This window comes from Rhizobium sp. Root1203, from assembly GCF_001424945.1.
Lineage (GTDB): Bacteria > Pseudomonadota > Alphaproteobacteria > Rhizobiales > Rhizobiaceae > Rhizobium.
Window position 1 is genome coordinate 128,969 of the sequence record NZ_LMCW01000008.1, and the last position, 26,727, is coordinate 155,695.

The window sequence follows — 26,727 nt, forward strand, 5'->3', positions numbered from 1 at the left end:
CAGCCAGTCTCATCCGGTCGTTGGCTTCGACAATCGACTGCAGGATCGAAAGTTCTTCTCCCGCATCCCGTTAGCGCGCCGAGCCGGCTTAAACGAACTGAAGCGCTGCTGGGATGAATACAATTACGATGTCGCCGAGCCATCTTGGTATATCGAACCCCACGGAAAGGTTCTTGGCCGTTTCTGCAATGCGTTCATGATGAACATCGCGGCTTCGTTCCATGCTATTCGAATCGCAACAGATAATGACAATTTATGGAGCCGGCGATTGACTTAGGGCGTCGCGCGGTCTCCGCTTCGATTTCACCGCACAGCGCGGCACCACGTGCCTTGAGCGCGACCGCGTGAGCGGCTTCCCTCAACGACACCGGCCATTCGACGAGATGCCGATAGGCGTACACTACACCGCGAACCTCCGCAGCGCGTTCCACTTCGATGTTTTTGCTATATTGGCCGGCAAGATAGTCGGTGGGAAAGTATTTCCGATCGTTGTCAGCTTCAGACGGCCCCCTTGCGTCCCTCCTCGATATAGATCTCGCGGAGACGGGTCGCGATCTGGCCCGGCGCGCGGTTGATCAAAGTCCTACATCACCGCCCCGACCGTGCGAGTGACCGGGCGATGTCGATGATGTCGTCGCGCGATGCGGTTGGATCGTCCTTGCTCCAGGCGACACCAAGCCCGATCCGGAAGTCGATCCCCTCACCTTCTTCAGCTCGAAGGCGCGGTTGGGAAGATCGAGTGTCCATTCCGGCGCAAAGCCGATGCCAAGCCCGGCCGAGACCAGTGACACCAGCGAATAGGTGTCGTCGCAGCTGTAGGCGATATTAGCCGTCAGATCGTATTCCTCGAACTTCTCATTGAAGTAGCGCTCTGTAAACGACAGGTNACCAGTGACACCAGCGAATAGGTGTCGTCGCAGCTGTAGGCGATATTAGCCGTCAGATCGTATTCCTCGAACTTCTCATTGAAGTAGCGCTCTGTAAACGACAGGTTCTGCCTGTTGAAGGCGATGATCTTCTGGTCGCGCAGATCATCGATGGTGATCTCCTCGCGGCTCGCCAGTGGATTGGAACGGGCCACCGCCAGATGGTAGCGTTCATGGGCAATCGAGCAGAACCGGAGGCAACCGATATTTTCCACCGGACGGATGAAGCCAAGATTGATCTGGCCGCTCTCGAGGCTGCGGATGATGTCACCGGTGTTGCCGGAGGAGATATGGATGCGGACATCGGGAAACTTGCGGGCGATCTTTGCCAGGAACGTCGGCAGCATGCCCATGGTGGCGGGATAGACGGTGCCGATGCGGATCTGGCGGATGCGACTGCCGCCGGCCGCCCGGGTCAGCTCGGTGGTCAGGTCGACGTCGCTCAGGATCCTGACGCAGCGCTCGTAAAAGGTCTCCCCTGCCCTTGTCAGTTCGACCTTTCGGGTCGAGCGGATGAAGAGCGCGCAACCGAGCTCCTTCTCCAGCGAGATCACATGGTTGCTCAGCGCCGGCTGGGCGATCCTCATCTTCGTTGCCGCCCTGCCGAAGTGCAGTTCCTCGGCTTCTCCAGCGAGATCACATGGTTGCTCAGCGCCGGCTGGGCGATCCTCATCTTCGTTGCCGCCCTGCCGAAGTGCAGTTCCTCGGCCACTGCCTTGAAGTACGAGAGTTGGCGCAGTTCCATAAAGGCTGTTCTCCCTCGAACATATCACTTCGCGATCGAGACAGAGAAATACCCTATTTTGGGGTATTTGAAAATCGAATTTATCGGAGTTGCCGGTGAAATTTCAACTGGCACTCCACATTGTCATCATTGGATCGCGTTATTTATCGACGACTGATTGAACTTCTCGTGGAGGCGAGGAGAAAGAAAAATGTTACTCAGTTGGAATTGGGAAGACGCATCGGACAAAGGCAAACAGTAATATCGAAGATCGAAACGGAAGAGCGGCGATTGGATGCCGCTGAGTTTCTGCTGATCAGCCGGGCAATCGGGGTCGACCCCTACGAGCTTATGCGTCGCGCCGAAAGTGAGCAGTCCGCAATTCCTAATCCTTCTCTTTGAACGAATACCCCAGCGTCCAAATCACTGGAGTCGCACCCCATTTATGGAACCAGCGGAATGCGGGTTTCTCAACACGGGCGCCCAAGTATGCCTGGGCGAGTCCCGCGATCCGATGCGATTCTGCTACTTCTGTCCACCGGCGTCCAAATTTGGCTCCGACGCGGTGTGATCGGCTGGATCATGAGGTGGGCTTGAACCAAATTCCTTTCGAAAAATCTCCCAGTGCCCGCGCTAGTCGATTGCAGAACCGCTAGATCGGCAAATTGAAAATAAGAACAAGGAGAAGACAGAAATTCGTCTGGACAGGATAGACCCGATGGTCCTACCGACTGCTCTTCGGAAGCTCTTCGTCGAAGCGGGTCTTTTCGCGCGCCGGGTCGTCGCCTAGAATCTCCTCCTCACTGTCTTCGGGCAAAGCATCATCAGAGCTTATATTGGCCTCATCGCGGCTCGGAATCGGCGGTACGCGGCCCTTGTCGTGCGGAGACTGGTCGGAATCATCCAAAGAGGATCCGACGGACTGATCCGGCAACGGTATCGGTTCGAGTTCCATTTCCGGGGGGCTCGGCTTCCAAGTCGGGGACGGCATCGGCGCGTTCGTTCGCTTGTCCAGGGGATCGCTCATCGCTGGGCTCCTTTCATATAAAAAAACGAACTGGCCACCGCCGAGAAAGTTCCATTGGGCAGGCGCTCCGAGCGAACCGTTGACGAATGGATCGGCCGCATCTACCGTCAACCGATCTGTGCAAAATTGCTGAAAGCAAGTCGCCAGCTGCGTTGACTGCAAAAAGCTCCGTTCAAGCCACAGGATTGTTTCGACCGTATGACTCCGCTTTGGCTTAGAGCCGCAAACGGCGAGACCAAGCTGCGCGGGTCTTGCCGGAAGAACACAAAGGAAATCTCCCGCTGCGGCGGCCTCAGATGACATGATACTCTCTCTTCGATTGTGGGGTACAACGTCGAACGGAAGAAAAAGTTAGCGGCAAAAAATGCTCCTTTCACACATTACCCCGAGCGCATGGAACTTCGGAGCCTCCCTGGTCTTTCTTATCAACACATTGGAGGACCACCATGCCAGACCCGAAGGACTCCCCAGCAGTACGATCCATTCAAATCGAGCAGGCCGAGCAGCGCGAACGGGCTTTGAAGGGCGATCTCGACACCGGTCTTGAAGACAGCTTCCCTGCGTCGGATCCGGTATCCGCCACCACCACTGCCGTTCCAGCCGGCAGAACCGACCCCGACGAGGCCGACCGTGTGCGGAAGCAATCGGCGACGGATGAGGACTTTCCGCTCGTGGAGCAGGCGCTCCGGTCGACGGGAGAAGGCCGCCATTCCGTCGATGGGACCGACGCTCGTCGCGATAGCCTGCGCGCGCTTCGCCGAGATGTCGATCACATCGCCGAGACCGCATCCGAAGTCGCGTCCGGTGCGACGTCGCTCGCCCAGTCGGAAGTCCGTAGCTTTGTGCAGGACGTCGAAGGCAGGATTCGCGAGCGGCCGATCGCGGCTGTTGCCATCGTCGCCGCGCTCGCCTTTGTTTTTGGTGCGACGCGCTAGGAGTGGGCCACGGCTCCGCGTTGGACTGGAGGCTGTCTATGCGGGCGTTGCCGCTACGAATTCGATGGCGATCCCCCGCACTCGGGATACTGTCATTGCAATATGTGCAAGAAGGCGGCGGTCCTTTCCTCGTTCAGGCGGGCGTCGAAGACCTTCGATGAACGAAAGGAGCGCCCTCCTCTTGCAGGTCGTCGCCACTCTGGGACGCGCGGCTTCTCTGTTCACCGCTTGGGGCTGGCCAGTCCGCCTGGAGGAAGACGAAATCTACATTGAAACAAAGCCTGCAGATGGCGGGCGGAAGTGCCACAAACGATTGTATTCCTGGCTTCCCCCTCCTCGTATGGCCACGTGTCTATAAGACGACCGTTCTGCGTACCTACCAAATGTCCCGCAAGCCTGCCTTCGCATTCCAAGCGTAGTTGTCACCGTCGAATGTCGTGCTGAAGTTTACGTTTCCATAAAGCGAAGTGTTGGTGGAGCTTCTATAGGGAGGGCTACGATGTAGGAGTCCGCGAGGCAACATGACTGCAATCCCGCATAGATTGCCTGGTAACTACGGCGGACAGGTCGCCCTCTATTTGAAATTTCGACAGGGCACTTAAGAGAGGTCCACCGGCGGGTGCCGAAAGAAATCGTCCGCCCGTGGCGCGGCGTCGCGATTGTTCGCGACGACCGTCCTAAAGTTCGTGTTGCGGGTCATGATCGCCCAGGCGATGCGTCGACACAGAACTCTGAACGACACTCACGCCCTATTTGCAAGTTCGTCTTTCTGCGCCGCCGTCAACGGCCGAATCTTTTCCCCGCGCAGCATCAGAAACAGTTTCGCCGTTTCCTCCAGTTCCTCCGTTGCGTATTGCGCCTCCCGCAAGGTGGCGCCGGCAACGACTGGGCCATGATTTGCAAGGAGCATAGCGTGGTTTCCCGCAGCCTCTCGCCGGACGGCCTCGGCCAATGCACTGTCACCGGGCGGATAATATGGGACGAGCGGCAGCTTGCCGACACGCATAACGTAATAGGCGGTCAGGGGCGGCAGCAAGTCGCGCTCATCGAGCCCGTCCAGAATGCTGATCGCGACGGCATGGGTCGAGTGCAGATGCACCACGGCGCCGGCCTTCCTGCGTTCGCAGTACATGCATTGATGGAGAAATGCTTCTTTGGTGGGTTTGTCGCCACTGACATGGACGCCCTCAGCGGAAAAGCGCGACAGTCTGCCCGGATCAAGCGCGCCGAGTGAGGCGTTTGTCGGCGTCATGAGAAGATCACCGTTGGAAAGCCGTGCGCTGATGTTGCCAGTCGAACCGAACGTAAAGCTTCGGTCGAAGAGGGATTTGCCGACCTCTACGATCTCGTCGCGCAGTCGTGTTTCTTCGGATACAACCGCTGTCAATTGAGAAACTCCCAAGCCTTCACAAAGAAATCTGCAGTCCCGAAGTTACCGGATTTCAACGCCAGCGCCATCTGCTCCCCTTCGCCCACGGTCAACGTCCAGGGAACGCCCGGATCAATTTCGGGACCGATGAACAAGGCCGACGGTGCCAGAGCATTAACGACGGCCCCGGACGTTTCGCCACCTGCAACGACCAAGCGCCTCACACCGCCTGCGCGTAAACCGATCGCAACCTGCGCCAGAAAATGTTCAATGAGTTCGCCAGAGGCGGCCCTGCCAAGCTTTTCCTGGGCGACAACGACCTCCGCTGGATCCGCACTTGAATAGAGTAGGGGCACCTTGCCTCCCTGGCTCATCGCCCAGGCGATCGCCTCCTGCGGTGAGGTTCGCCCTTCCGAAATCTTCATCGGGTCAAGCTTCATGGTTGGCATCCCTGCCCTGATGGCAAACTCGATTTGCCCCCGGGTGGCTTGCGAGCATGAGCCGGCGAGGATGGCGGCTCTGCCCTGTGGCGCAGAAAATTGCTTGGAATGTTCTTGGGCCGACAGCAGTCCCTTGCGGCGAAAGTTCTCGGGCAGCCCGATCGCAATACCTGAGCCGCCGGTGATCAACGGAAGGTCGGCGATCGCCTCTCCGACCAGTCGCAAATCCTGATCTGTGACAGCGTCAACGACAAGCACCTGTTCACCCTGAGACCGGGCTTTCGCAAATGCATCGCGAATTGCCAATGCACCCTGCCTGACAACGCCATATTCGATCAAACCGACTTTGTGCTTCGACTGCGCTGTCATGAGGCGCACGAGGGACGAATCCGTCATCGGGGTAAGCGGATGATTGCGCATCGGACTTTCGGACAGCAGCTCGCTTCCGACAAACAAATGCCCTTTGTATATCGTCCTTCCTGTTGCAGGGAATGCAGGACACACGATTGTCGTCTCGCAACCGAGTTTTTCCATCAGCGCGTCCGTTACCGGGCCGATGTTTCCTTCCGGCGTCGAATCGAACGTCGAGCAATACTTGAAGAGAATCTGTTGCGCGCCCATTTCCTTCAGCCAGGCAAGCGCCTGCAGTGATTGGGCGACCGCATCGGAAGCCGGCGTTGTACGGGACTTCAACGCGACAACGACCGCATCGACGTCAGTAAGATCCAGGCTGGTCGATGGTACTCCGATCGCCTGTATGGTGCGCATGCCCTCGCGTGAAAGCGTCAGGGCAAGATCGGTCGCGCCGGTTAGATCGTCAGCAATTGCGCCCAGTAACATAAGATCTCCTGCATCTTGTGCAGCGCCGCTCAGGTGGTGGCGCCGTCTAAAAGGGAAAAGCCGGTGTCGATAATTTGGGGATCGGACGAGCGGCCAGCCTGAAGCAGCAATTCGACTGCCGTCTTTCCAATCGCAAAGCGATTGGAAAGAATTGTCGACAACGGCTTGGGTAAGGATTGGCCGATTTCCAGACCATTGAAGCCCATCAAGGCCAATTCGTTCGGCACCGAAATCTCCCCGGCAAGACAATGCATGAAGCCGCCGACGGCCATATCGTCATTGGAAAATGCCACGGCGTCGAGCTTCACGTCTTGAGCAAGAAGCTTTGCCAGCGCTGCACGGCCAGCGCGTGTCGAGCTCGCATCATGGCCTCGTTCTTCCGCGGCGAGAGTATGCCCGGCCTCAGCAAGCCCTTCGCATAGGCCAAGATAACGGGCGTTGGCTCTGCGGTCATCGGTCCAGTCATGGCCGACGTAGCCCACCTTTGTATAGCCGCGTTCGATAAGTCGCCGCGCCATAGCCTTGCCCGCCATGCGATGGGACAAGCCAACCGCGATATCGATCGGAGTTCCGTCGATATCCATCAGTTCGCCGACGCGTATGCCGCTCCCCTCCAGCATGCGCCTTGCACTATCGGTATGATCGAAACCCGTGGTTATGATAGCGGCGGGCTGCCAGGCCAAGAGTGAAGAAATAAGCTGCTGCTCCTTGCCAAGGTCGTAGTCTGTCACTCCGATCATCGGCTGATATGGCGTGCCGGCTAGTCCCGCATGAATGCCCCGCAGAACTTCGGGAAAGACGATGTTGCTCAGGGACGGCAAAATGACGCCGATGATCATTGACGACGAGGACGCGAGTGACCCTGCCGCACGGTTCGGCACATATCCAAGCGTATCGATCGCGGCATGCACCCGCTCCCGAGTGGCGGCGGCGATCGAACCTTTGTTGCGAACCACCCGCGACGCTGTATTGGCACTTACCCCGGCGAGCCGGGCGACGTCATCCAGTGTCGGTGTCTCAGCCTGCATTCCGGTTCCTTTTCCCGTCTCACCGACATATGGACCTGAGAAGAGTGAATAGAGCATTCTTTTATCTCAGCGCTAACATTATCTCTTGATCGGCGCAAGCCACTGTGTTTTGAGTTATGTTAGCGCTGAGAATTTGTTTCCCAGCTGTGCATGGTAAAATTTCAAGAAGAGTGCATGGAAACCGGAATTTCAAAAATTGCTGTCATCGGTCTCGGCTCAATGGGCATCGGGATGGCTCGGTCGGCACTGCGCGCGGGCCATAATGTCGTGGGTTTCGACGTCAATGCCGCCTCGCGTCAGGCGTTCGAGGTGGATGGCGGCAAGGTTGCTGACGGTGTTGCGTCAGCTGCGGGAGAGGCAGCTATCGCCTTTATAGTGGTCGTCAACGCCGCCCAGACGGAGACTGTGCTTTTTGGCGAAAACGGGCTCGTCTCGACACTCAAGCCTGGCAGCGTCATCGTGTCATGCGCCACCGTCGCGCCGAAGGAAGCAAGAGATTTCGCGTCAAAGGTTGAGGCTGCGGGCCTTCTTTACCTCGATGCGCCGATCAGCGGCGGCTCCAAGAAGGCGGACTCTGGCGAATTGACCTTCATGGCATCGGGGCGGCCGGCTGCTTTTAAAGCGGCACGGCCAGCGCTCGACGCCATGGCCGGCACCGTCTACGAACTTGGCGAGCAGCCTGGCATTGGTTCGGCGTTCAAGATCGTCAATCAGCTTCTTGCCGGCGTTCACATAGCGGCCGCCTGCGAAGCGATTACCTTTGCAAAGAGCCTCGATCTCGACATTTCCAGGGTCTTCGAAGTCATCACCAAATCCGCTGGCAACAGCTGGATGTTCGAAAACCGCGTGCCGCATGTGCTTGCCGGTGATTACACGCCGCATAGCGCTGTTTCGATCTTCACGAAGGATCTGGGCATAGTGTCTGACATCGGGCGGCAACAGAAGTTTCCGCTGCCGGTAACGGCTGCAGCACTTCAGCTGTTTATCATGACTGAAGCCGCGGGAATGGGCCGCGACGATGATAGCTCGGTTGCGCGTCTCCTGGCGCAGATTACTGGTCTGACACTTCCTGGCATGGCACCTGAGGACTAAGGAAATGCCAACATTTGCTGCAAACCTATCCATGATGTTTGGCGAGCGTTCCTTCCTGGATCGATTTCAAGCCGCCGCTAACGCCGGCTTCCCAGNCTGAGGACTAAGGAAATGCCAACATTTGCTGCAAACCTATCCATGATGTTTGGCGAGCGTTCCTTCCTGGATCGATTTCAAGCCGCCGCTAACGCCGGCTTCCCAGCTGTCGAATATCTGTTTCCGTACGACTATCCGGCGGCCGAAGTGTTCGAGCAACTTTCTCTTGCGGGCTTGAAGCAGGCGCTCTTCAACATGCCGCCCGGGGATTGGGAGCGCGGAGACCGCGGCCTTGCGTCGCTTCCGTCGCGGCAGGAGGAATTCNTTGCGGGCTTGAAGCAGGCGCTCTTCAACATGCCGCCCGGGGATTGGGAGCGCGGAGACCGCGGCCTTGCGTCGCTTCCGTCGCGGCAGGAGGAATTCAGTAGAGGGCTGAAGACGGCGACGTCCTATGCGAAAGTCATCGGTAGCCCCCTTCTCCATATGATGGCCGGCAATTCCGACTGCACGGATCCGCTGGCTGTTGCGACCTTCCGCGACAATCTCAAACGGGCGGCGGACGCAACGGGCGAGGTCGGCGTCGGCCTTGTGATCGAGCCTATCAACCGCCGCGACATGCCCCATTATTTCCTGAATGACTTTGACAGGGCGCTGGATTTCGTCGTGGCTCTCGATCAACCGCATGTGCAGCTGCAGTTCGATATCTACCATCGCCAGATTCTGCATGGTGACGTGGTGATGGCCCTGAGAAGGATGGCCCCCCATATCGGCCATATCCAGATCGCTGCTGTGCCGNATCAACCGCCGCGACATGCCCCATTATTTCCTGAATGACTTTGACAGGGCGCTGGATTTCGTCGTGGCTCTCGATCAACCGCATGTGCAGCTGCAGTTCGATATCTACCATCGCCAGATTCTGCATGGTGACGTGGTGATGGCCCTGAGAAGGATGGCCCCCCATATCGGCCATATCCAGATCGCTGCTGTGCCGACCCGCCATGAGCCACTGACCGGCGAGTTGGACGACCSTCGTATTTTCGCGGAGATCGATGCTATCGGATATCAGGGATATGTGGGCTGCGAATATCGGCCTGCGACCACGACGGAGGAAGGCCTCGGCTGGCTCAAGGCTTTGAACCACGCCTCCTGATCGCTGTCCCGTCAAGCGGCTGCGTCTCCATCGTGCGGCGGGCGATATCNTCGTATTTTCGCGGAGATCGATGCTATCGGATATCAGGGATATGTGGGCTGCGAATATCGGCCTGCGACCACGACGGAGGAAGGCCTCGGCTGGCTCAAGGCTTTGAACCACGCCTCCTGATCGCTGTCGCTATAGAGAGTAAGATATCGGAATACACCGAGTGGTTCGAAATGCACGACGAGCTCTTCAGGAACTCATTGTGCCAGACGTCCTCGTGGGCCTGCGTTGCGATGGCGGAAGGAACAGTCCAGCCGTGCTCAGAATCGGCCCGCTTCAGATGACGGTCGACCACGCCGCTTGGGGCAGACCGCCTGGCGATGATGATGGATGAGGTTGGCGATCGGCCGCGGGTTGACATAAAGCGCTTGCCTTCGCTCGGCCAAAGCTTGGCTTTGTTCGATAAAAAAACCCTTTACTAGTGAGGTTTAGAGCATCGCGGAAAGGGGTCCCGAGCCGCAATCGCGTCTACTCTCGCCGCCAAATCGATTAGATCGCCCTGAGGCTGTCGTGTAGCTGGCGTGGATGTCAGCGACTGCTGTCGTCCGCAAAATTTTGTATACAGAATTCAGAAGACTTGATTTGAACCGCTAAATCCCCTATCAGTTTTTACGGATGGAGGAGATTATGAGTTCAGATGGAAACCAATTGCTAACCGCTATTGCACCCGCCTCGGGTCATTCCACGAGCGCTGGCTTCCACGCTTCGGAACGCTCTGAGTTCCGCGTTTTCTTTGCAGTCTCGACACTCTGTTCTCGTGGGTCACATCGCAGCCGCGTGTCCAGATCAGCCAAATGCGGTGGAGGCGTAGCGTCTGCCGCCTGACTACTTCATCAGAATGTTGGTGCTGGGAGGCTTGCACCGTTTTTTTGTCTAAAGGAGGAAGAAGATGAAAACTCTATCGATAGGACTAACGCTAGCCGCCGCACTGACGGTCGGGGGACAGGCGCTCGCCTTTGAGCCAACGCGCCCCGTCGAATTCGTCGTGGCATCGGGTGCCGGTGGCGGTACCGACAATTTCGCCCGTACCATCCAGGCAATCATCACCAAGCACAATCTGATGAACAAGCCGATGGTCATTCTCAACAAGGGTGGCGGCAGCGGCGCAGAAGCCTTTCTTTATGCCAAAAAGAACGAAGGTGACGTCAACAAACTCTATTTCGGTACCAACAATGCCTACCTTCTCCCGCATGTTGCCAAGATGGCTTATTCCATCGAGGACCTGAAGCCTGTGTCGGCACTCGCCTTCGACGAGTTCCTGATCTGGGTGAAGGCTGACTCAAAATACCAGACGCCGTCGGCTCTGATCGACGCGGCCAAGACTGCGCCCGGCAAGATCACGTTTGCTGGCAGTCAATCGAAAGATACGGACGAAACATTGGTGGCCCTGATCAGACAGGTGACCGGAGCGAAGTTCAAGTATCTGCCGTTTAATGGCGGCGGCGAAGTCGGCGTGCAACTTGCCGGCGGCCATGTCGAAGCCAACGTCAACAACCCGAATGAAAACCTGGGCCAGTGGCAGGCAGGCGTCGTGAAGCCGCTATGCGTCTTCGACGACAAGCCGATGGCCAAGAGCGATCCGGTTTATGACGGCAAGGGCTGGGGCGACATTCCGATCTGTTCGTCCGCCGGGATCCCGATCAAATCCTACAAGATGCCTCGCACAGTCTGGGCCGCCGCCGGCACCCCCGACGATGCCGTGGCCTATTATGCAGACGTGATGAAGAAGGTCAGCGAGACGCCCGAATGGGCAAGCTATATCAAGAAGACCTCGCAGGCCTCCGATTATTATGATCCTGCAAAGCTGCAGGAGTTCATCGGCAACAGCGAAGCCGATGCCGTCAAGGTCTTCAAGGACGAAGGCTGGCTGGTTCAGTAAACGGGTCTTGGGTCTGGCGTCTCCGACAGAGACGCCGGGCCGCATTACCTTGCAATTGAGCGCAATGGGATCGGACAGCGACTAAGCGGGTCCGTTCGGCGAAGGAACCTGATCATGCATATCAAGCGCCTCCACATGGAAGTCATCACTGCTCTTTGCCTCGGCGCCGTCGGCGTGGCGGGTGCGACGGGGTCGTTGGAACTGGGAGTGAGCTGGGGTGACTCCGGCCCCATGCCGGGATATTTCCCATTTTACGTCGGTCTGATCGTGATTGCGGCCAGCATCGGTTGTCTGGTGCAGGCGCTTGTTCAGGCAAAAAGCGTCGAACTGCACGAGACCTTCCTTGAATCGGAGCAGACCAAGCGCCTGGCGTCCTTTTTCGTTCCGATGGCTTTGTTCGTTGTCGTGACGATCTTTCTCGGTGTCTATGTCGGCACCACGCTCTACCTGTTCTACGTCGCCTGGCGCCATGGCAAGTACAAGCCCTACATCGCGCTTTTGATCGGCATCGCCTTCTCTGTCGCACTTTATCTGGTTTTCGAGACTGCCTTCCAGGTCCCGCTTCTCAAGGGACCGATCGAAGACATGCTCGGCATCTATTGAGCAGGGACTATTCCAATGGCAAATTTCGACCTGCTTATGCACGGCTTCGGCATCGCGCTGAGCCCTATGCACATCATGCTAATGATCGTCGGCGTGTTTCTCGGCCTGATCGTGGGCGTCCTCCCCGGCCTCGGCGCCCCGAACGGCGTATCCCTGCTGATCCCCCTTACCTTTTCCATGGATCCTGTCTCGGCTATCATCCTTCTGGCATCGATGTATTGGGGCGCGTTATTCGGCGGCTCGACAACCTCCATCCTGTTCAATATTCCGGGTGAACCGAGTTCGGTGGCAACGACATTCGATGGCTACCCCATGGCGCATAGCGGGCAATCGACCCGCGCGTTGACCTTTGCCTTCGTTTCGGCGGGCATTGGCGCACTGATCGGCGTGCTCGTCATTACCCTCTTGTCGTCGTGGGCCGCCAATTTCGCACTGAAATTTGGTGCTCCAGAATATTTCGCTGTCTATTTCCTCGCCTTCTGCGCCTTCATCGGCATGGGGAGTGCCTCGCCGCTGAAGACGCTTGCCTCGCTTTGTGTCGGACTGCTGTTCGCCAGCGTCGGCATGGACACGGTCACAGGATCACTTCGCTTGACATTCGGCCTCGACGTCCTTGTCAGCGGCATCAGCTTCCTTGTCGTCGTCATTGGTCTGTTCGGCATCGGGGAGCTGCTGGCAACGGTACAGGACGGCCTACATTTCCGTGGCGTCTCGTCTCGGATCGATCCGCGCGACGTGTTCAAGGCCATCTGTGAAATGCCCCGTTACATCACGACAATCATCCGCTCGTCGGCGGTGGGCATCTGGATGGGCATCACTCCCGGCGGCCCGACCGCAGCTTCCTTCATGAGTTACGGCCTGGCGCGGCAATGGTCGAAGCCCGGAGCCAAGTTTGGCACGGGCCGTCCCGAAGGCATCATTGCACCTGAAATCGCTGACCACTCGGCTGGAACCTGTGCCATGCTTCCCATGCTGGCGCTCGGTGTACCCAGCTCTGCGACGGCGGCCGTGATGATGGGCGGCCTGATGATCTGGGGCTTGACGCCTGGTCCGATGCTTTTCACCACCAAGCCCGATTTCGTGTGGGGGCTGATAGCGAGCATGTACGTCTCTAACATCGTCGGCGTTATTCTCGTCCTCCTGACGGTCCCCCTGTTTGCGGCGCTGCTGCGTATCCCGTTCACGATCATCGGTCCGATGATCGTCGCAATCTGCTTTGTCGGCGCCTATACTGTTGCGAGTTCCACCTCGGATCTTTGGCTCGTGCTGATATTCGGCGCTGTGGGCTTCATCTTCAATAAGCTGGAATACCCACTGGCCCCCATGGTCCTTGCCATGGTGCTCGGTCACAAGGCGGAAGAATCCTTCCATCAGTCGATGATCATTTCGGACGGGTCGCTCGGCGTGTTCTTCTCCAACTATCTGGTAGGTGGGATCATGATCGTGGCACTCGGCCTTCTGATCGTGCCGCAGGGCGCTAAGCTCGTCTCCTACTTCAGGGGGCGCAAGCTAGAAGTGGACAAGGCTAGCTGAGGCCGGTTTCCTTTTTGCCNCCTCAGCGGGACAATGCCGGATGCCGTACTATCTGGTAGGTGGGATCATGATCGTGGCACTCGGCCTTCTGATCGTGCCGCAGGGCGCTAAGCTCGTCTCCTACTTCAGGGGGCGCAAGCTAGAAGTGGACAAGGCTAGCTGAGGCCGGTTTCCTTTTTGCCCTTCGGAGGATTTAATGAACTATCACACCTATTTCGGCACCAATGCCGAACCTGTCGAATGCTGCATTGTCGGAACCGGCGGTTTCGGCCGCAGCTTTATTGCCCAGAGCCTCAAAACGCCTTTGATCAGCGCCCGCATTGCCGTCGATCTGAAGGCGGAGACGGCGGCAGGCGTTCTGMGCAGTCTCGGCATCGAGGCGTCCAGGATTGCCCAATGCTCAACGACCGCGGCGGCCCGGGAGGCTTGGGAACGAGGCCTGTACATCGCGGCGGATGACATCGCCATAGTGAATGAATCGAAGGACGAGACCAGCCAGATCGAAGAGTTTCTGAAGAAATACAAGGGCGAAGGCGGAAAGGCCTTGCCCGTCACGCGATCGATCCCCAACGACGCCCANGCAGTCTCGGCATCGAGGCGTCCAGGATTGCCCAATGCTCAACGACCGCGGCGGCCCGGGAGGCTTGGGAACGAGGCCTGTACATCGCGGCGGATGACATCGCCRTAGTGCTCGATTTGCCGATCACGGTTGTCGTCGAAGCCACCGGCCATCCGGAAGCCGGCGCCCGACATTCGCGGCTTGCGATTGATGCYGGCAAGCATGTCGCCCTGGTGTCGAAGGAGGTCGACAGCGTCGTCGGCCCTGGRTTGGCTTTGCGCGCACGCCGCAATAATGTCATCGTAACCCCTGTGGACGGCGATCAGCCGAGCCTCTTGATGGGMYTGGTGACGTGGGCTCAAGTCCTCGGGCTCGACATCATCGCCGCTGGCAAGTCCAGTGAATACGACTTCGTTTTCGATCCTAAGCAGGGAACGCTGACCTCGAACGGCAAGGTGGCCCCTGCCCCAGAATTTGCCGACTGGATGGAGCCCTCAAGCTTCGAGCTGCCAACTATCGCGGCCAAGCGCTCGCAGATCGCCGGCGAATTTCCCCAACGTGCTGTGCCGGACCTGTGCGAGATGACTCTTGTCGCCAATGCGACCGGCTTCATGGTGGACCGCCCCSAACTGCATGTGCCCATTGCCCGGATCACGGAAGTTGCCGATTTCTTCTCGCCGCGCTCAAGCGGCGGATTGCTTGAAGCCCCCACGGTTCTCGACGTCTTTCATTGCCTGCGGCTTCCCGGCGAGGTGAGCTTTGCCGGCGGCGTCTTCGTCACGGTTCGCTGCGACGATCCGGAAACCTGGCAAATGCTGGCGGAGAAGGGCCATGCCGTCAGCCGCAAAGGTGATGTCGCCATGCTCTATATTCCCCGCCATCTGCTGGGCGTCGAGGCGGCGACGAGCATTCTTGAAGTCGGTCTGCGCGGAGTATCGAGCGGCTCTGCCGAGCCCCGCCCGGTCATCGATCTGGTCGCGCATGCCGATGCCGATATAGCTGCCGGAACGGTGCTCACCGCAAGCGGACACCACCATTCGATCATCAATGTCTCGGCACAGATGATCCCCGCCGGCCGGCTGTCAGACGAGGTGCCTATACCCTTTTATCTCGCAGCCAATCGCACGTTGARGAGAGCCGTCAAAGCGGGCCGCCCGATCCTGTGCGGCGATGTTGAACTCGATGAATCGTCGGAACTGCTGGCGCTCCGRCGCGAACAGGATGAAGCCTTTTTCTAACCTCTCGAGAACCAWAAGGCCGGCAGATTTGCCGGCCTTGTTCTTTCAGAGCTGCTCTACGCCAACTCTCTCTTCGGGGTCTCGCCTTGCTTTCCTATGTTCTTGTCTGTGCCATCGCCTTCCTGGCCGGGTGCCTGAGCGGTGTGATCGGCACGGCCTTGTTCTTTCAGAGCTGCTCTACGCCAACTCTCTCTTCGGGGTCTCGCCTTGCTTTCCTATGTTCTTGTCTGTGCCATCGCCTTCCTGGCCGGGTGCCTGAGCGGTGTGATCGGTACCGGCGCCAGCCTCATTCTCCTGCCCGTTCTCGTTCCGATGTTCGACCCGGCACGGGCCATCCCCGTCATGGCGATCGCCGGGCTGATGGCGAATGCGGCGCGCGTCATGGCATGGCACAGGGAAATCGATTGGCGAGCCGTTCTCGCCTATGCGCTGCCGGGCGTCCCTGCGGCTTCGCTCGGAGCCCTCAGTCTCGTCCATCTGCCGGCGGCGATCAGCGGTACATTGCTTGGCATCTTCATTATTTTGCTGGTGCCGCTTCGCCGCTACATCACGCATTGCAACATAACCATCGGCCCGGCAGGGATGGCCGTTGCCGGCGCGGTAGTCGGCTTTCTGACGGGACTGTTTCTGTCCACCGGGCCGCTCAGCGTGCCGGCCTTTCTTGCCTTCGGACTTGTGAAGGGCGCGTTCCTATCGACGGAAGCGGCGTCCTCCATCTTCGTCCAGGTGGCGAAGGTTCTGACGTTCTATCAAGCAGGAGCGCTCACCAGCGACCTCCTGATCAGCGGTCTGATCATCGGCTGCGCATTGATGGCAGGAACCTTCTTCACCAAGCGTTACGTCATAAAAATGTCGGAACGCAGTTTCCGCCTGATGATGGATGCCATTACCTTGGCATCCGGCCTCTGGCTAACGCTTGTCGGCCTTTTCGGCTGAGCATGTTCGAGGGTTACTGACCAAAATTTGTATATAATCTTGGGTCAGAAAGTAGGAAGATTATGCCGGATCCCACTTCTGATACGCTCGAACGCATTCACGACCGAATTGCCAGCGCGGCGCCTTCTGGCGTTTGGTCGCGCGCTGATTTCCTCGATATTGCTACACCGAACGCCGTCGAAAAGGCGCTGCAGAGGCTGGCCAGCCGCGGCGACATCCGCCGCCCTCATCTCTGCCTCTATGACAAGCCGGGCTTTAGCCAACTGACGGGCAAGATGGTGTTTCCACCACTCGCCTCATTCATCGATGCAATCGCGCGGCGCGACCGCTTCGTGTGTGCGTCGACGGCATGACGGCGGCCAATGACCTTGGCCTAACGACGGCCGTTCCGGCCCGGTCCACGATCAACGCGGATACCTATCCCCGAGCAATCGAGATCGAGGCCAATGTCGGCGATGCGCAGGCCACAAAACCGGTCATCTATATCTTTGACTTCAAGCGCATTTCGGCAAAGACCGCTTTCTGGGCATGCCGACCGGCAATGCGGGTAATCCAGGCCCTCCACTGGTTTCGCGATGAGCGCTCCAATCTGGAGACAGTAGTGGATGGTATTGTCCGTTACCTGGCACGAAGCCCGCACAGGCAGCCGATTGTCGAGGATCTGCGCGAAAACATACACGCCATCCCAGCTTGGAAGTACCAGGCGATAGAAACGACAACACGCGACCCGCGGCCCCCGAAGGATGAACGTGCGCCAGAGCTTCATTGACGTCCTTCGCTCAAGCGCTGACGAGCGGAGAGCACTATTCCGCACCTGCGTCCGATCCGGAGACGCGGGCCGAGAATATCGAGAAGGTACGTCTGCTGGCTGCTCGACTTCCTGTGCAACCGACGGAACGACGAACAATCGGCCTTTATTTGGGCGGCACGAGCCTCAGCAAAGCGTAGGCTGCAACGCGGCCAACCCTGTGCTCGACCCAAGTTAAGGCGACGCTACGTATTCGAGCGCGCCTCGCGGCTCAGCTCCGCTTCCTGACAAAGGCGGCGCAGAGCTGTGCCACCATCGCAAGCGAGGTTGCCCCGGCATCGGGGTGGCCGATGCTCTTTTCCGCCAGCGGCCGGGCGCGCCCGAGGCGCGGCGTCAGCGAAGCCGTGTCCCTTGCCGCAGCCTCCGATGCGTCGGCCGCCGATTTCCACGCTTCGACAAGTGTTTTTCCGCCGGAAACGTCCGTCGTCAGGGTTTCAACGAAGGGAACGAGCGAATCCACCAGCGTCTTGTCACCGACGCTCGCGCGGCCGAGGCGGGTAACGCCTTCGAGCGCCCGACGGGCGCCTTCGGCAACCGCCTGGTTGCTCGGCACGCCGCTGTCGCTAAAAGCAGTGCTCCACGAGCGCAGCAGCAGCCCCCAGATCGCGCCGGACGTGCCACCTGCCCGGTCAGCCCAGGCATCGCCGCCAAGCGCGAGCGTCGTCTGTACGCCTGCACCGGCAGAAACGGCCGCAGCCATTGCTTTCGCTGCCGCATCCGAGCCGCGCTGCATGCCCTGGCCATGATCTCCGTCGCCGGCAATCGCATCGATACGGCCCAGTTCGGCTTCACGATCCTTCAGCATCGCAGCAATCTCGGCGAACAGGTCGCTTATGCAGCCCGCAGACTTGCGGGAGGCTTCCGACGCCTCCGGGATGGTCGGCGCAGCCTCCTCATCGACAGCCACGTCGCTACGCAGGTCAACGGCATCCGGACGCCCCCTGCGGAAGGCAGGCGTATCGCAAGGTGCAGCCCAATAACGCTCCAGCTCGGCATCGAGCCAAGCCAGCGTCAGCGAGCATCCTTGCATGTCGAGGCTGGTGACGAATTCGCCGGCCTCCGGCTGGACGATCTCCAGACCGGCGCCATTCAGCTTTTTCTGAACGGCGGTCCAAAGAACGAAAAGCTCTTCGTATTTCGTCGAACCCAGGCCATTCAGTACTGCTGCAACGCGCGCGCAGCCCGCAGGCTTTTCGGCAAGAAGCCTGTCGGCAAGGATGCCGGCGAGTTCGCTGGCGCTGGCAATATCCTTTTCGCTGATCCCCGGCTCGCCGTGAATGCCGAGGCCAAGCGCCATGCGGCCGTTCGGCACGCTGAACAGTGGCTCCGCAGCACCTGGCAGGGTGCAGCCGGCAAACGCGACGCCGAAGGAGACGGTGCGATCATTGGCGTGGCGTGCGATCCGCTCCACCTCGTCGAGCGAAAGACCCGCTTCGGCTGCCGCACCGGCAATCTTGAAGACCACGAGGTCGCCGGCGATGCCACGGCGCATCGCATGCTTGTCAGACGTTGCGCTGGCAACGTCATCCGTTACCGCGATGATCCGCACATCGACGCCTTCGGCCCGCAGCCGTTCTGCGGCAACGCCGAAATTCAGCACGTCGCCGGCATAGTTGCCGAAGCCGAGGAGGATGCCGCCGCCATTGTCGGCCTGGCGGCAAACCCGCGCCACAGCCGCCGTCGAGGGCGAGGCAAAGACGTCGCCGGCCACTGCCGCATCCGCCATCCCCTGGCCGACATAACCGGCAAAGGCCGGGTAATGACCCGAGCCGCCGCCGACAACGACGGAGACCTTGCCCTTCGGCACCGTCGTTGCACGCACGACGCCATTGGTGACCAGACGTACGTGGTTCGGGTAGATTTGGCAGAAGCCGGCAAGCGCGGTCGCGGCGAATTGCTCGGGAGCATCAAAAATCGTCGTCATGGAAAGCAGTCCTTAGCTACGCGGCAGGATGCGCCGAAGATAATCGCGGTTGGAGGCACTGACTGAAAGGCCGTCGCCGCCATAATGCTCGCACAGAAATGGGCTTTCGAATCCATGCTGCAGTGCCAGCTGGATGGCCGTTCGGTAATTGATCAACCCCGATTCAAGCGGAACCGGATGGCTTGCAATAAGGCCGGTATGCTCGTCTTCGATCCGCATGTAGTTCTTGACGTGCCAGTACTTGGCATAGGGGGCGACCTTGGTCATCATTTGCAGCCAATGCTCGACTGGCCTGTGAAGACGAATGAGATTGCCGAGATCGGCATTGATGCCGACATTGTCGAGACCAACCTCCTCAACGAAGCGGACCGAACTGTCTGCTGTACCGAGATAGGTATCCTCATACATTTCGAGTGAAACTTCGACACCGACGTCCGCGGCATGGCGACCGAGCTCTGCGATGCGGGCGACGGCCCTTTGCCAAATCGCCGGATCGTCAGGGTTCTTCGCCCCCTGTTCTGTCCAGAACCAGAGGGCCGACTTCTGCTTTTCCGTCAGTGGCTCGAAAAAGCCAAAAGAGACGCTCTGGGCCCCGATTTCGGCTGCGACATCGATAACGCGATGACTATAGGCGAGGTATTCGTCGCCGCATTTTGCGTCAATGACGCTTCGACGCGATGTCGAGATCGCTGGAATAGTCATGCCGCTTTCGCGAACGACCTCGCAGAAGGCGCGACGACGCGCGGGCGAAAGGTCAGCGAGGCGAAGCCAGCTGTCGGTGGGATCGATTTCAGTAAAGCCTGCATCGGCGACTTCGCCGACCGTTGAGGCCCATTCCTCGACGCTCTGATCCTGAACGGATCGACCATCGGCAAGCGTGTTCGGATATTGGATCATGGCGGCCGCAATCGGCCAATTCTCACGTGTCCATTTGCGCGCTGAACCCGTCATATCGTCCTCCCAACTGCAGCCCGATACGCCGCTCATGGCGCAAATCGGAAGCCGCAACTCCTTGATAGTGAGCCTCCCTCGCCCGGCGGATGAAGCCGGTCGAGCAGGATTGAAAGCCTGCGTTCCTCCGGCAGGCATGCCGGCCGGCGGACGGCCGGCCTTAGAACACGTTCAGGCAGCCTTGGCGGCCTCGCGCTGGCGGGTTGCCATGCGTGCGGCGAGAAGGATCGCCTCACGGCTGGCGCCGATATCGGCAATACCCTTTCCGGCAATGTCATAAGCCGTGCCATGGGCGGGCGTGCAGAGCGGAAAAGGCAGTCCGCCCATCATCGTCACGCCCTTGTCGAAGCCGATAAGCTTCATGGCGATCTGACCCTGGTCATGGTACATGGTCAAGACGGCATGATAGCCTTCCTTCATGGCGCGCAGGAACACAGTATCTGCCGGGAACGGTCCTTCGACCCCATAGCCGCGGGCCTTAGCCTCAACAACGGCGGGTTCGATGATGTCGATCTCTTCCATCCCAAAACTGCCGCCATCGCCTGCATGGGGATTGAGGCCGGCAACGGCTACCCGCGGCTCGTCAATGCCGGATGCCTTGAGGCAGGACACAGTCAGTTCCAACTCCGCCAGAATACGCTCAACGGACAGATTGTCAGCCACTTCCTTGAGCGGAATATGCGAGCTGACGCGGGCGTTCCAGATCTTTTCCAGGACATTGAATTCGCGGATCTTGCCGGTGAACGACAAGACATCCGACACGAAGCGGATTTCGTCGTCATAGCCCGGATAAGCGAAACGCATCGCCTTCTTGTTGAATGGCGTAAAGCAGACTGCATCGGCTTTACCGGCATGGGCCAGTTCCAGCGCGGTGCGGAAGTTGCGGGTAGCGAATGCGCCACCTGCCAACGTCGCCTCTCCGCGTTCGACATCCTCAGGCGCCAGGTGGCCAAGATCGACGAAAGCATGCTTCGAACGCTCAAGACCGGCGAGGCCTTCAAGGGAGGACGCCGTCAGATCCAGTTCAACACCCGCTTCACGCGCGCCCTTGTCCAGAATGCGGCGATCGCCGATGACGATGATATAGGCTTTCTCCTTCACGTCGTCCAAAGCCAGAAGCTGAGCCGTCAACTCCGGGCTGATACCTGCGGGGTCGCCCATGGCGAGCGCGATGACGGGGCGATTGTCTTTGTGATCGTTGATATCCACTGCTTCGTTCTCCAACCTCGATGACGCGGTTTTAAGCCATCCCGAATAGGAGGACAAGTCTTTTGCATTTTGTATGCAGCATTTTTATGTTTGGAACCGGATCGAAAGTGGTGTACCCCTGAAGCGGGGCGTTCACAGCCTCACCGCACCTAAATCGGGCTTTCGAACATGAGTGAAATAGTGACTGATCTGCCAGCCTCTCCTTCCGGACCGATTCAGCGAACGGCTCTTCACGACACGCTCGTCACACGGTTGCGCGACATGATCATCGAGGGCGAATTGCCACCTGGCGCAAGGATGCACGAGAGCCACCTCGGAGAGCAACTGGGCGTCTCGCGCACACCTCTGCGCGAGGCGATCAAGTATCTCGCCAGCGAAGGTTTGGTCGAGCTCATTCCGAGCCGCGGCGCGATCGTCAAGCGGTTCAGCGGCAAGGACGTGCACGACATGCTGATCGTGCTGAAAAGTCTCGAAGAGCTGGCCGGCGGCCTCGCCTGTGTGACGGCAACGGACGAAGAGATTGCCAAAGTCCGGCGACTGCATGACGAAATGCAGGAATGCTACAATTCGCGCGACCGCCTCCGCTACTACAAGCTCAATCAGGCGATCCACACCGAGATTACTCAACTTGCCCATAACCAGGCGCTCAGCAGCATGCAGGCTGTGCTGCAATCCCGGCTGAAGAGAATACGCTTCATCGGCCATGAGGGCCCTGAAAAATGGGAAGCGGCAATGGCCGAACATCAAGAAATGATCGTGGCGCTTGAAGCGCGGGACGGCAAGGCCCTGGCCAAAGTTCTCGGTCGCCACCTCCTCAACGCTTGGCAGCGCGTCAAGGATGCGATCTAGTCGCGCGTCCGCGGCCCGTATACCCACGCGGCTGATCGTCGACGAACTGGCCAAACGGCTAACCGACTAGGACGTAGGGCCTTGGTCATCTGGTCACCGAAGGTAGGGGTCAGACCACGCTTCTGGTGCGGACCTCGGACCTTACCCATCTATAGGGCCGTCTCAATGAGGCGTAGATATTAGCACCAATGGAGCTAGTATTACGGCTCATCCATGGGAGCTAAGTATGCGTTCTACCATTAACATTGACGATAAGCTCATGGAGCGGGCCAAGTTCCTTACGGGCACAAAGGAAACGGCAGCCCTTGTTCGCCAAGCACTAGAAACGCTTGTACGTGTAGAATCCGGCAAGCGGCTGATCGCGCTTGCCGGCTCTATGCCCGAAGCTGAAGCGGCCCCTCGCCGACCGAGCGATGTAGCTAAGTGATCCTTGTAGACCCTTCGATCTGGAGAGATCATTTTCCGAAAACGGTCCTGCGCAAGGGCCGCTTCCAAGGTCATCCAAGGGTTCCGTAAACGCTAACGGGCTTCTCCAGGCCTCTTAGAGAATGAGGTCCAAGATCAGCAAATCCGTTCAAAGTACCCAATACCTTCACGAAATCAGAGGACAGCAACACCGGCCGTTTAATTACCTTTGTAAGTTCCTCTAAGCGCGACGCAACATTGACTGCTGGGCCGATCGCTGTGAAATCGAGACGCTTTCGCGATCCAATGTTACCATACATGACGTCACCAACATGCACGCCGACGCCATAACGCAACGCTGGTTTGCCGCTTTCCGCCAGCTGAATGTTCAACGCACCTATTCGCTGCCTTCCCTCGTCGATGGCTTGGAGAAGGTCAGCGCACGCATTGGGGTTGCTCAGCGGGAAAATAGCCAGAAGTCCATCGCCCATGAATTTCAGTATTTCACCGCCACGGGCCTCGACGGGATCGCACAACGCGTCGAAATAGCCGTTGAGGATCTCGATGATATCATCGCGGGGCCACAGGTCGGATAGCGCGGTAAAATCCCGAAGGTCACATATCATAATGGCGGCACTGATTGTCTTGCCGCTGCCGCGTGTCGTGGCTCCCGCAAGTATCTCCGCACTTGCATGGGGGCCGACGTAGGTCTCCAGGAGTGTCCGGGCCATGGCATTTTTCATTCGGATTTCACTTGCCAGCGCGAGCGCAGGTAGCAAATCCTTCAAGTAGTCGATCTCGTATTCAGAAAATCCTTTAGACTTTTTGGTCGCGAACGTTACGACGTGCCGCTTTCCCCACGTGTGCTGGATTGGCCAGGCCACATAGTCAGTGAATCCGTCCTGCTTGAGCTCTTCGAAAAGCGGATATCGGACGACGTCTGCGTTGCTCCCTTCCAGATGCTGCCGGACCTCCGATGCGCCGTTGTATATTTCCGTAGCTGGTCTGCGAAGAAACAGTTCGGTGGTATCGACATCGTAGTCAAAGGTATCGACATACGCCTCTTCAGCCCCGGGTTGCCATAAGATACGGGCACCCTGCCATTGCGGATGCTGAATTCTTAGATGAAGCGATGACCTCGCGACGGGCACCCCCTCACCAACCAAACGCTCGCACATCTCGACCAGCAAGTTATCGAGAAAGCGTTGAGAACTCGTCTCGTTCATAAGCCAATCGAGGACGGAGCGGCGCTCACTGGGCCATATGCCAACGCTCTTGCGTGACGGAAAGTGCGAAATCGTGGTCACAGAATCCTCCTCGGGTAGTCCTCACCTTAAGGTCCTTACACAGGCCGGGGAAGAGAATATCCGTCGCGGGCATGGCAAACGCGCAGCTGGGTCTCGGTCTTCACATTGCGTCGGAGATCGCGAAGGCCCATCGCACCACGTTGACCGTCACATCCGAATTCTAGAGGTCGATCTTCAAGTTCAGATGAGAAACGAGCCCCCTCAGGATGGGAAGGAGCAGTCCATAATCGCGAGGGAGAAAAAGCCGATTCTCAAGACCTATACCGGTCCAGAAGGGCCCTTTACGGAGCGAGGCACTCTTCGCAAATGCCACAGCCGTCTTCGTCCATCCGCGAACGCCATCCACAACAAAGGCATGGCGACGTATCCTCCTCCCGTGAACGCTCGGGGGGAATGATCTCGATGACGCGTTCGTCAAACATGCTGGCGAAGGTAAGGTCTTCCATCTCGGGCTCCCAAGTCGAGGTCTCGGACTCGAGATAGGAAATCAACGATGGAAGGCAAGATGGGCGCCTTGCCCGAAGGCGGGGGGACGACAGTCTCATGGAACTACTGGCCTTGCCTCCGTCATTAGAGCGGAGTTAGCGAGGTCCATCATTGCGACACCCGGCTTTCCTTCAGGCTTAGCGATATCAGGAGGCCGCTCCTGGTCCAGTCATAGGCGATGGAACCGCCCAGCTGGCCAGTGACTGCGCGATGAAGAAGCTTGCTGCCGTAACCGCTTGAAACCGTGGGAGCCTCGACTTCCGGGCCGCCCTGCTCGGTCCAGGCGATCTTGACCTCGCCGTTGAGAAGAAGTCCGGCGATGTCCAACGTTCCGGTTTCGACCGAGAGTGCACCATATTTGAGGGAGTTCGTGGCCAGCTCGTGGATGACAAGAGCGAGACTCGTTGCCGAAGCCTCGCCGACGCCCATCCGCGGAACGGCGACGCGGATGCGTCCGGCAAATGCCCCTTCGTCCTCGTAAGGGGCGAGCAGAACGGTAAAGAGGTCTCCAAGCAGCGCTGCACTCCCCTGTCCACCCTTGAGCGGCCGGACGAGATCGTGCGCGCGCCCGAGGGCCGTCAGGCGTTGCGTGAGTTGCACGACCATCTCCTCCTTCGACGACGTCGAGCGGGAGGTGATAGCAGTTAGGCCGGACGCAAGTGCCAACAGGTTCTTAACCCTGTGGCTCATCTCGCCGGCAAGCAGCTCGTGTCCCTCTTCGGCCTGTTTGCGGCCGGTCACGTCGAGAAAAATACCGGTCATCTTTCGGTCGGCGATGTCTGCATCGTCGCCCTGGCCTCGGGCGGATACCCAACGGACGTTGGAGGCTTCCGTCAAAATACGGAAGTCAATCTCATATGGGCCGGCGATCGCACGTGTTGCGACGAATGCGGACCGAACCCTGTCGCGGTCGGCGGGATGAATCTTCGCGGACAGACGGTCGAATGTTAGCCTCCTCGTCCTTGAGATATCCCAAAGATCATAGCCCTTGGCGTCCATCAGGAAAGCGTCGTCATCTACATTCCACGTCCAGAGCGCGACGCCCGCGGCCTTGATGGCGCTGCGTAGCTGATTGGAGTTCCATTCGGGCTGGTCTAGGGGCTCGCTGTCTGTCACGGATTCAATCCCGTCTTGAGGAGGCCGATCTCTGTTCTGACTGCCACCCTCTATATAGGGATGATTTCCGAGGCCGCGTGAAATGGTCTGCACGAAGCGATCGTCGACGTCGTTACGGCTTGGAGAAGAGCGCGCCACGCTCGGAAGCGCGTTCCAGCTGGCCGACGCTTCCCGAAAACGGTCATCCCGATGCTCGGCCCGTCGTTTGCCCCTTCAAGAACAGCGCTCGACGAATTGGTGTGCCAGGGCAACGATGGCCGCCCAGGCTGCCGACGCCTGATTGGGCGGAAGCTCTGACCAAGTCTGGCCCACTCAATTCACGTTTGTCCCCAGACCTCACGTCGCAGAACTGCATTAGGCAACCCCCGACTGATCGGCTTGACACATTCGGCAGTGCGCGAATGGTTGGCAATAGTCCTGGAGCGTCACGCTTCGCTTGACATGGCGCCGTCCTGCTTGTATTTAACATTTGAGTTAATTAACACATCGGCTAAATACATGGATGGATTGAATGAGACTTTTGCCGCGCTGGCTGACCCCACGCGACGCGCGATCGTGATGCGCCTTGCCGAAGGTGAGGCGACGGTCAACGAGCTTGCCGCACCTTTCGACATCAGTCTTCCGGCAATTTCCCGTCATCTCAAGGTCCTCGAAGCCGCTGGCCTTATTACCCGCACGCGCTCGGCGCAGCTCCGCCCCTGCAGGATCGAGACTGGGCCTTTGAAGGAGATCGCCGATTGGGTCGATCGCTATCGTGGATTCTGGGACCAGAGTTTTGATCGCCTTGATATCTTTCTCTCTGCAGCCAAAGGAAAAGACGATGAGAATGCCGACTGATAGTCGCCAAGAAAAAAATGAACTTCTTATTGTGCGAACCTTTGCGGCCCCTCGGGCTCTGGTGTTCAAGGCATGGACTGACATGGATTCCATGATGCATTGGACAGGCCCCAAAGGCTTCATTTCGAAGGGAGATAAACTCGACGTCCGTCCTGGGGGCAGTCATAGGGCATGTCTGATTGCTCCGACCGGGGAAGAGCATTGGGTGAGCGGCAAATATATCGAAGTGCTTCCACCCCACCGCCTGGTTTTTACGCATGCCTGGGAGCTCCCGAATGGGAAGCGTAGTCCCGAAACGGTCGTGACCGTGGATTTCACGGAGAAGGACGGTGCAACGGAAATGAGGTTTCACCAGGCATTCTTCGAAAGCTCGACCTCTCGCGATGGCCATAAGGGCGGTTGGACGGAGAGTTTTGAGCGATTGGAACAGTTCTTAGCCGATTGCAACAAGAGGGACGCAAGATGAACGCGC

At 58.6% G+C, this 26,727-nt stretch carries 23 protein-coding genes and 7 pseudogenes; 18 read left to right on the plus strand and 12 right to left on the minus strand.

All coding sequences use genetic code 11. The annotated features are described in order from the left end of the window. Window positions 1–281: 281 nt before the first annotated feature. From ASC97_RS08565 to ASC97_RS08570, 3 pseudogenes are all read right to left on the minus strand, one after another. Window positions 282–437, minus strand: a pseudogene (locus ASC97_RS08565) (DUF982 domain-containing protein); the annotation flags it as partial. A 151-nt stretch (window positions 438–588) separates the two neighbouring features. Further along, a pseudogene (locus tag ASC97_RS33810) lies at window positions 589–886 on the minus strand (LysR substrate-binding domain-containing protein); the annotation flags it as partial. 1 nt (window position 887) lies between these two features. Beyond that, window positions 888–1,513 (minus strand): annotated as a pseudogene (locus tag ASC97_RS08570) (LysR family transcriptional regulator); the annotation flags it as partial. Between ASC97_RS08570 and ASC97_RS36195 the strand changes: the two are divergent. Together ASC97_RS36195 and ASC97_RS32655 are read left to right on the plus strand one after the other, a co-directional pair. After that, window positions 1,481–1,828, plus strand: coding sequence for a hypothetical protein (locus ASC97_RS36195; RefSeq protein ID WP_443216734.1), 348 nt, complete (start codon window positions 1,481–1,483; stop codon window positions 1,826–1,828). The pseudogene ASC97_RS08570 and the gene ASC97_RS36195 overlap by 33 nt on opposite strands. Window positions 1,829–1,839: 11 nt before the next feature. Further along, a complete protein-coding gene (locus tag ASC97_RS32655; RefSeq protein ID WP_244481420.1) occupies window positions 1,840–2,052 on the plus strand; it encodes a helix-turn-helix domain-containing protein in 213 nt (70 codons plus the stop codon). 322 nt (window positions 2,053–2,374) lie between these two features. On the opposite strand, the gene ASC97_RS33815 is transcribed toward ASC97_RS32655, so the two are convergent. Further along, window positions 2,375–2,980: a hypothetical protein gene (locus ASC97_RS33815; protein WP_156390323.1), complete on the minus strand. Its 606-nt coding sequence runs from the start codon at window positions 2,978–2,980 to the stop codon at window positions 2,375–2,377. A gap of 143 nt (window positions 2,981–3,123) precedes the next feature. Between ASC97_RS33815 and ASC97_RS08580 the strand changes: the two genes are divergently transcribed. Both ASC97_RS08580 and ASC97_RS36200 read left to right on the plus strand, forming a co-directional pair. Beyond that, complete coding sequence (locus tag ASC97_RS08580; protein ID WP_057467935.1) at window positions 3,124–3,612, plus strand: hypothetical protein; 489 nt, start codon at window positions 3,124–3,126, stop codon at window positions 3,610–3,612. A 66-nt stretch (window positions 3,613–3,678) separates the two neighbouring features. Beyond that, a pseudogene (locus tag ASC97_RS36200) lies at window positions 3,679–3,885 on the plus strand (hypothetical protein); the annotation flags it as partial. A gap of 469 nt (window positions 3,886–4,354) precedes the next feature. Here ASC97_RS36200 and otnC read toward each other — a convergent pair. The 3 genes from otnC to ASC97_RS08595 are packed head-to-tail and all read right to left on the minus strand — an operon-like array spanning window position 4,355 to window position 7,289. After that, a complete protein-coding gene (otnC, locus tag ASC97_RS08585) occupies window positions 4,355–4,999 on the minus strand; it encodes a 3-oxo-tetronate 4-phosphate decarboxylase (protein WP_057467936.1) in 645 nt (214 codons plus the stop codon). Next, window positions 4,996–6,261, minus strand: a complete 1,266-nt coding sequence (gene otnK, locus ASC97_RS08590) for a 3-oxo-tetronate kinase (RefSeq protein ID WP_057467937.1) — start codon at window positions 6,259–6,261, stop codon at window positions 4,996–4,998. Before otnK ends, otnC begins: the two co-directional genes overlap by 4 nt. A gap of 29 nt (window positions 6,262–6,290) precedes the next feature. Then, the gene (locus tag ASC97_RS08595; RefSeq protein WP_057467938.1) at window positions 6,291–7,289 is read right to left on the minus strand and encodes a LacI family DNA-binding transcriptional regulator; all 999 of its coding nucleotides are present in this window, start codon (window positions 7,287–7,289) and stop codon (window positions 6,291–6,293) included. A 174-nt stretch (window positions 7,290–7,463) separates the two neighbouring features. Here ASC97_RS08595 and ltnD point away from each other — a divergent pair, with 174 nt between their 5' ends. The 10 genes and pseudogenes from ltnD (at window position 7,464) to ASC97_RS08645 (ending at window position 17,132) form a co-directional block, all read left to right on the plus strand. Then, window positions 7,464–8,381 carry an L-threonate dehydrogenase gene (gene ltnD, locus ASC97_RS08600; protein ID WP_057467939.1) on the plus strand — a complete coding sequence of 306 codons (918 nt, stop codon included), beginning with the start codon at window positions 7,464–7,466 and terminating at the stop codon, window positions 8,379–8,381. 111 nt (window positions 8,382–8,492) lie between these two features. Next, window positions 8,493–8,741, plus strand: a pseudogene (locus ASC97_RS35115) (hydroxypyruvate isomerase); the annotation flags it as partial. A 1-nt stretch (window position 8,742) separates the two neighbouring features. Then, window positions 8,743–9,212: pseudogene (locus ASC97_RS35120) on the plus strand (TIM barrel protein); the annotation flags it as partial. 16 nt (window positions 9,213–9,228) lie between these two features. Next, window positions 9,229–9,567: a TIM barrel protein gene (locus ASC97_RS08610; protein WP_057467941.1), complete on the plus strand. Its 339-nt coding sequence runs from the start codon at window positions 9,229–9,231 to the stop codon at window positions 9,565–9,567. 937 nt (window positions 9,568–10,504) lie between these two features. After that, the gene (locus tag ASC97_RS08615; protein WP_244481413.1) at window positions 10,505–11,494 is read left to right on the plus strand and encodes a Bug family tripartite tricarboxylate transporter substrate binding protein; all 990 of its coding nucleotides are present in this window, start codon (window positions 10,505–10,507) and stop codon (window positions 11,492–11,494) included. Window positions 11,495–11,608: 114 nt separating this feature from the next. Then, window positions 11,609–12,097 (plus strand): tripartite tricarboxylate transporter TctB family protein, encoded by a 489-nt coding sequence (locus ASC97_RS08620; protein ID WP_057467942.1) that lies wholly within the window; start codon window positions 11,609–11,611, stop codon window positions 12,095–12,097. Window positions 12,098–12,112: 15 nt separating this feature from the next. Next, entirely contained in the window at window positions 12,113–13,630 is a 1,518-nt protein-coding gene (locus ASC97_RS08625) for a tripartite tricarboxylate transporter permease (RefSeq protein ID WP_057467943.1), read from the plus strand. A 1,170-nt stretch (window positions 13,631–14,800) separates the two neighbouring features. Continuing rightward, window positions 14,801–15,427: a hypothetical protein gene (locus ASC97_RS36025; protein WP_443216733.1), complete on the plus strand. Its 627-nt coding sequence runs from the start codon at window positions 14,801–14,803 to the stop codon at window positions 15,425–15,427. Between the two features lie 207 nt (window positions 15,428–15,634). After that, window positions 15,635–16,363 (plus strand): sulfite exporter TauE/SafE family protein, encoded by a 729-nt coding sequence (locus ASC97_RS08640; RefSeq protein WP_057467945.1) that lies wholly within the window; start codon window positions 15,635–15,637, stop codon window positions 16,361–16,363. 62 nt (window positions 16,364–16,425) lie between these two features. Further along, window positions 16,426–17,132: pseudogene (locus ASC97_RS08645) on the plus strand (DUF6088 family protein). 250 nt (window positions 17,133–17,382) lie between these two features. On the opposite strand, the gene ASC97_RS08655 reads toward ASC97_RS08645, so the two are convergent. The 3 genes from ASC97_RS08655 to ASC97_RS08665 form a co-directional block, all read right to left on the minus strand. Then, entirely contained in the window at window positions 17,383–19,095 is a 1,713-nt protein-coding gene (locus tag ASC97_RS08655) for a dihydroxyacetone kinase family protein (RefSeq protein ID WP_057467947.1), read from the minus strand. Window positions 19,096–19,107: 12 nt separating this feature from the next. Continuing rightward, window positions 19,108–20,046: a sugar phosphate isomerase/epimerase family protein gene (locus ASC97_RS08660; RefSeq protein ID WP_057467948.1), complete on the minus strand. Its 939-nt coding sequence runs from the start codon at window positions 20,044–20,046 to the stop codon at window positions 19,108–19,110. Window positions 20,047–20,217: 171 nt separating this feature from the next. Then, on the minus strand, window positions 20,218–21,207 hold the full coding sequence (locus ASC97_RS08665; protein ID WP_057467998.1) for a 4-hydroxythreonine-4-phosphate dehydrogenase PdxA: 990 nt from the start codon (window positions 21,205–21,207) through the stop codon (window positions 20,218–20,220). A gap of 216 nt (window positions 21,208–21,423) precedes the next feature. On the opposite strand from ASC97_RS08665, the gene ASC97_RS08670 reads away from it, so the two are divergent. Then, window positions 21,424–22,104, plus strand: a complete 681-nt coding sequence (locus tag ASC97_RS08670; RefSeq protein WP_057467949.1) for a GntR family transcriptional regulator — start codon at window positions 21,424–21,426, stop codon at window positions 22,102–22,104. Between the two features lie 226 nt (window positions 22,105–22,330). Beyond that, entirely contained in the window at window positions 22,331–22,531 is a 201-nt protein-coding gene (locus ASC97_RS08675) for a type II toxin-antitoxin system VapB family antitoxin (RefSeq protein ID WP_057467950.1), read from the plus strand. Between the two features lie 70 nt (window positions 22,532–22,601). On the opposite strand, the gene ASC97_RS08680 is transcribed toward ASC97_RS08675, so the two are convergent. Further along, a complete protein-coding gene (locus ASC97_RS08680) occupies window positions 22,602–23,816 on the minus strand; it encodes an adenylate/guanylate cyclase domain-containing protein (protein ID WP_057467951.1) in 1,215 nt (404 codons plus the stop codon). A gap of 594 nt (window positions 23,817–24,410) precedes the next feature. Next, complete coding sequence (locus ASC97_RS08690; RefSeq protein WP_057467953.1) at window positions 24,411–25,418, minus strand: sensor histidine kinase; 1,008 nt, start codon at window positions 25,416–25,418, stop codon at window positions 24,411–24,413. Window positions 25,419–25,916: 498 nt separating this feature from the next. On the opposite strand from ASC97_RS08690, the gene ASC97_RS08695 reads away from it, so the two are divergent. Further along, window positions 25,917–26,255 (plus strand): ArsR/SmtB family transcription factor, encoded by a 339-nt coding sequence (locus ASC97_RS08695; protein WP_057467954.1) that lies wholly within the window; start codon window positions 25,917–25,919, stop codon window positions 26,253–26,255. Then, window positions 26,239–26,721, plus strand: a complete 483-nt coding sequence (locus ASC97_RS08700) for an SRPBCC family protein (RefSeq protein ID WP_057467955.1) — start codon at window positions 26,239–26,241, stop codon at window positions 26,719–26,721. The genes ASC97_RS08695 and ASC97_RS08700 overlap by 17 nt, the downstream gene beginning before the upstream one ends. The last annotated feature ends 6 nt before the right edge of the window (window positions 26,722–26,727 follow it).

Coding starts and splice junctions, on each gene's coding strand:
- ASC97_RS36195 (WP_443216734.1), top strand. CDS start 1,481: ATGGTTGCTCAGCGCCGGCTGGGCGATCCTCATCTTCGTTGCCGCCCT.
- ASC97_RS08620 (WP_057467942.1), top strand. CDS start 11,609: ATGCATATCAAGCGCCTCCACATGGAAGTCATCACTGCTCTTTGCCTC.
- ASC97_RS08625 (WP_057467943.1), top strand. CDS start 12,113: ATGGCAAATTTCGACCTGCTTATGCACGGCTTCGGCATCGCGCTGAGC.
- ASC97_RS08595 (WP_057467938.1), bottom strand. CDS start 7,289: ATGCAGGCTGAGACACCGACACTGGATGACGTCGCCCGGCTCGCCGGG.
- ASC97_RS08655 (WP_057467947.1), bottom strand. CDS start 19,095: ATGACGACGATTTTTGATGCTCCCGAGCAATTCGCCGCGACCGCGCTT.
- ASC97_RS33815 (WP_156390323.1), bottom strand. CDS start 2,980: ATGTCATCTGAGGCCGCCGCAGCGGGAGATTTCCTTTGTGTTCTTCCG.
- ltnD (WP_057467939.1), top strand. CDS start 7,464: ATGGAAACCGGAATTTCAAAAATTGCTGTCATCGGTCTCGGCTCAATG.
- ASC97_RS08695 (WP_057467954.1), top strand. CDS start 25,917: ATGGATGGATTGAATGAGACTTTTGCCGCGCTGGCTGACCCCACGCGA.
- ASC97_RS08675 (WP_057467950.1), top strand. CDS start 22,331: ATGCGTTCTACCATTAACATTGACGATAAGCTCATGGAGCGGGCCAAG.
- otnK (WP_057467937.1), bottom strand. CDS start 6,261: ATGTTACTGGGCGCAATTGCTGACGATCTAACCGGCGCGACCGATCTT.
- ASC97_RS08665 (WP_057467998.1), bottom strand. CDS start 21,207: ATGGGCGACCCCGCAGGTATCAGCCCGGAGTTGACGGCTCAGCTTCTG.
- ASC97_RS08615 (WP_244481413.1), top strand. CDS start 10,505: ATGAAAACTCTATCGATAGGACTAACGCTAGCCGCCGCACTGACGGTC.
- ASC97_RS08670 (WP_057467949.1), top strand. CDS start 21,424: ATGAGTGAAATAGTGACTGATCTGCCAGCCTCTCCTTCCGGACCGATT.
- ASC97_RS08660 (WP_057467948.1), bottom strand. CDS start 20,046: ATGACGGGTTCAGCGCGCAAATGGACACGTGAGAATTGGCCGATTGCG.
- ASC97_RS08700 (WP_057467955.1), top strand. CDS start 26,239: ATGAGAATGCCGACTGATAGTCGCCAAGAAAAAAATGAACTTCTTATT.
- ASC97_RS08580 (WP_057467935.1), top strand. CDS start 3,124: ATGCCAGACCCGAAGGACTCCCCAGCAGTACGATCCATTCAAATCGAG.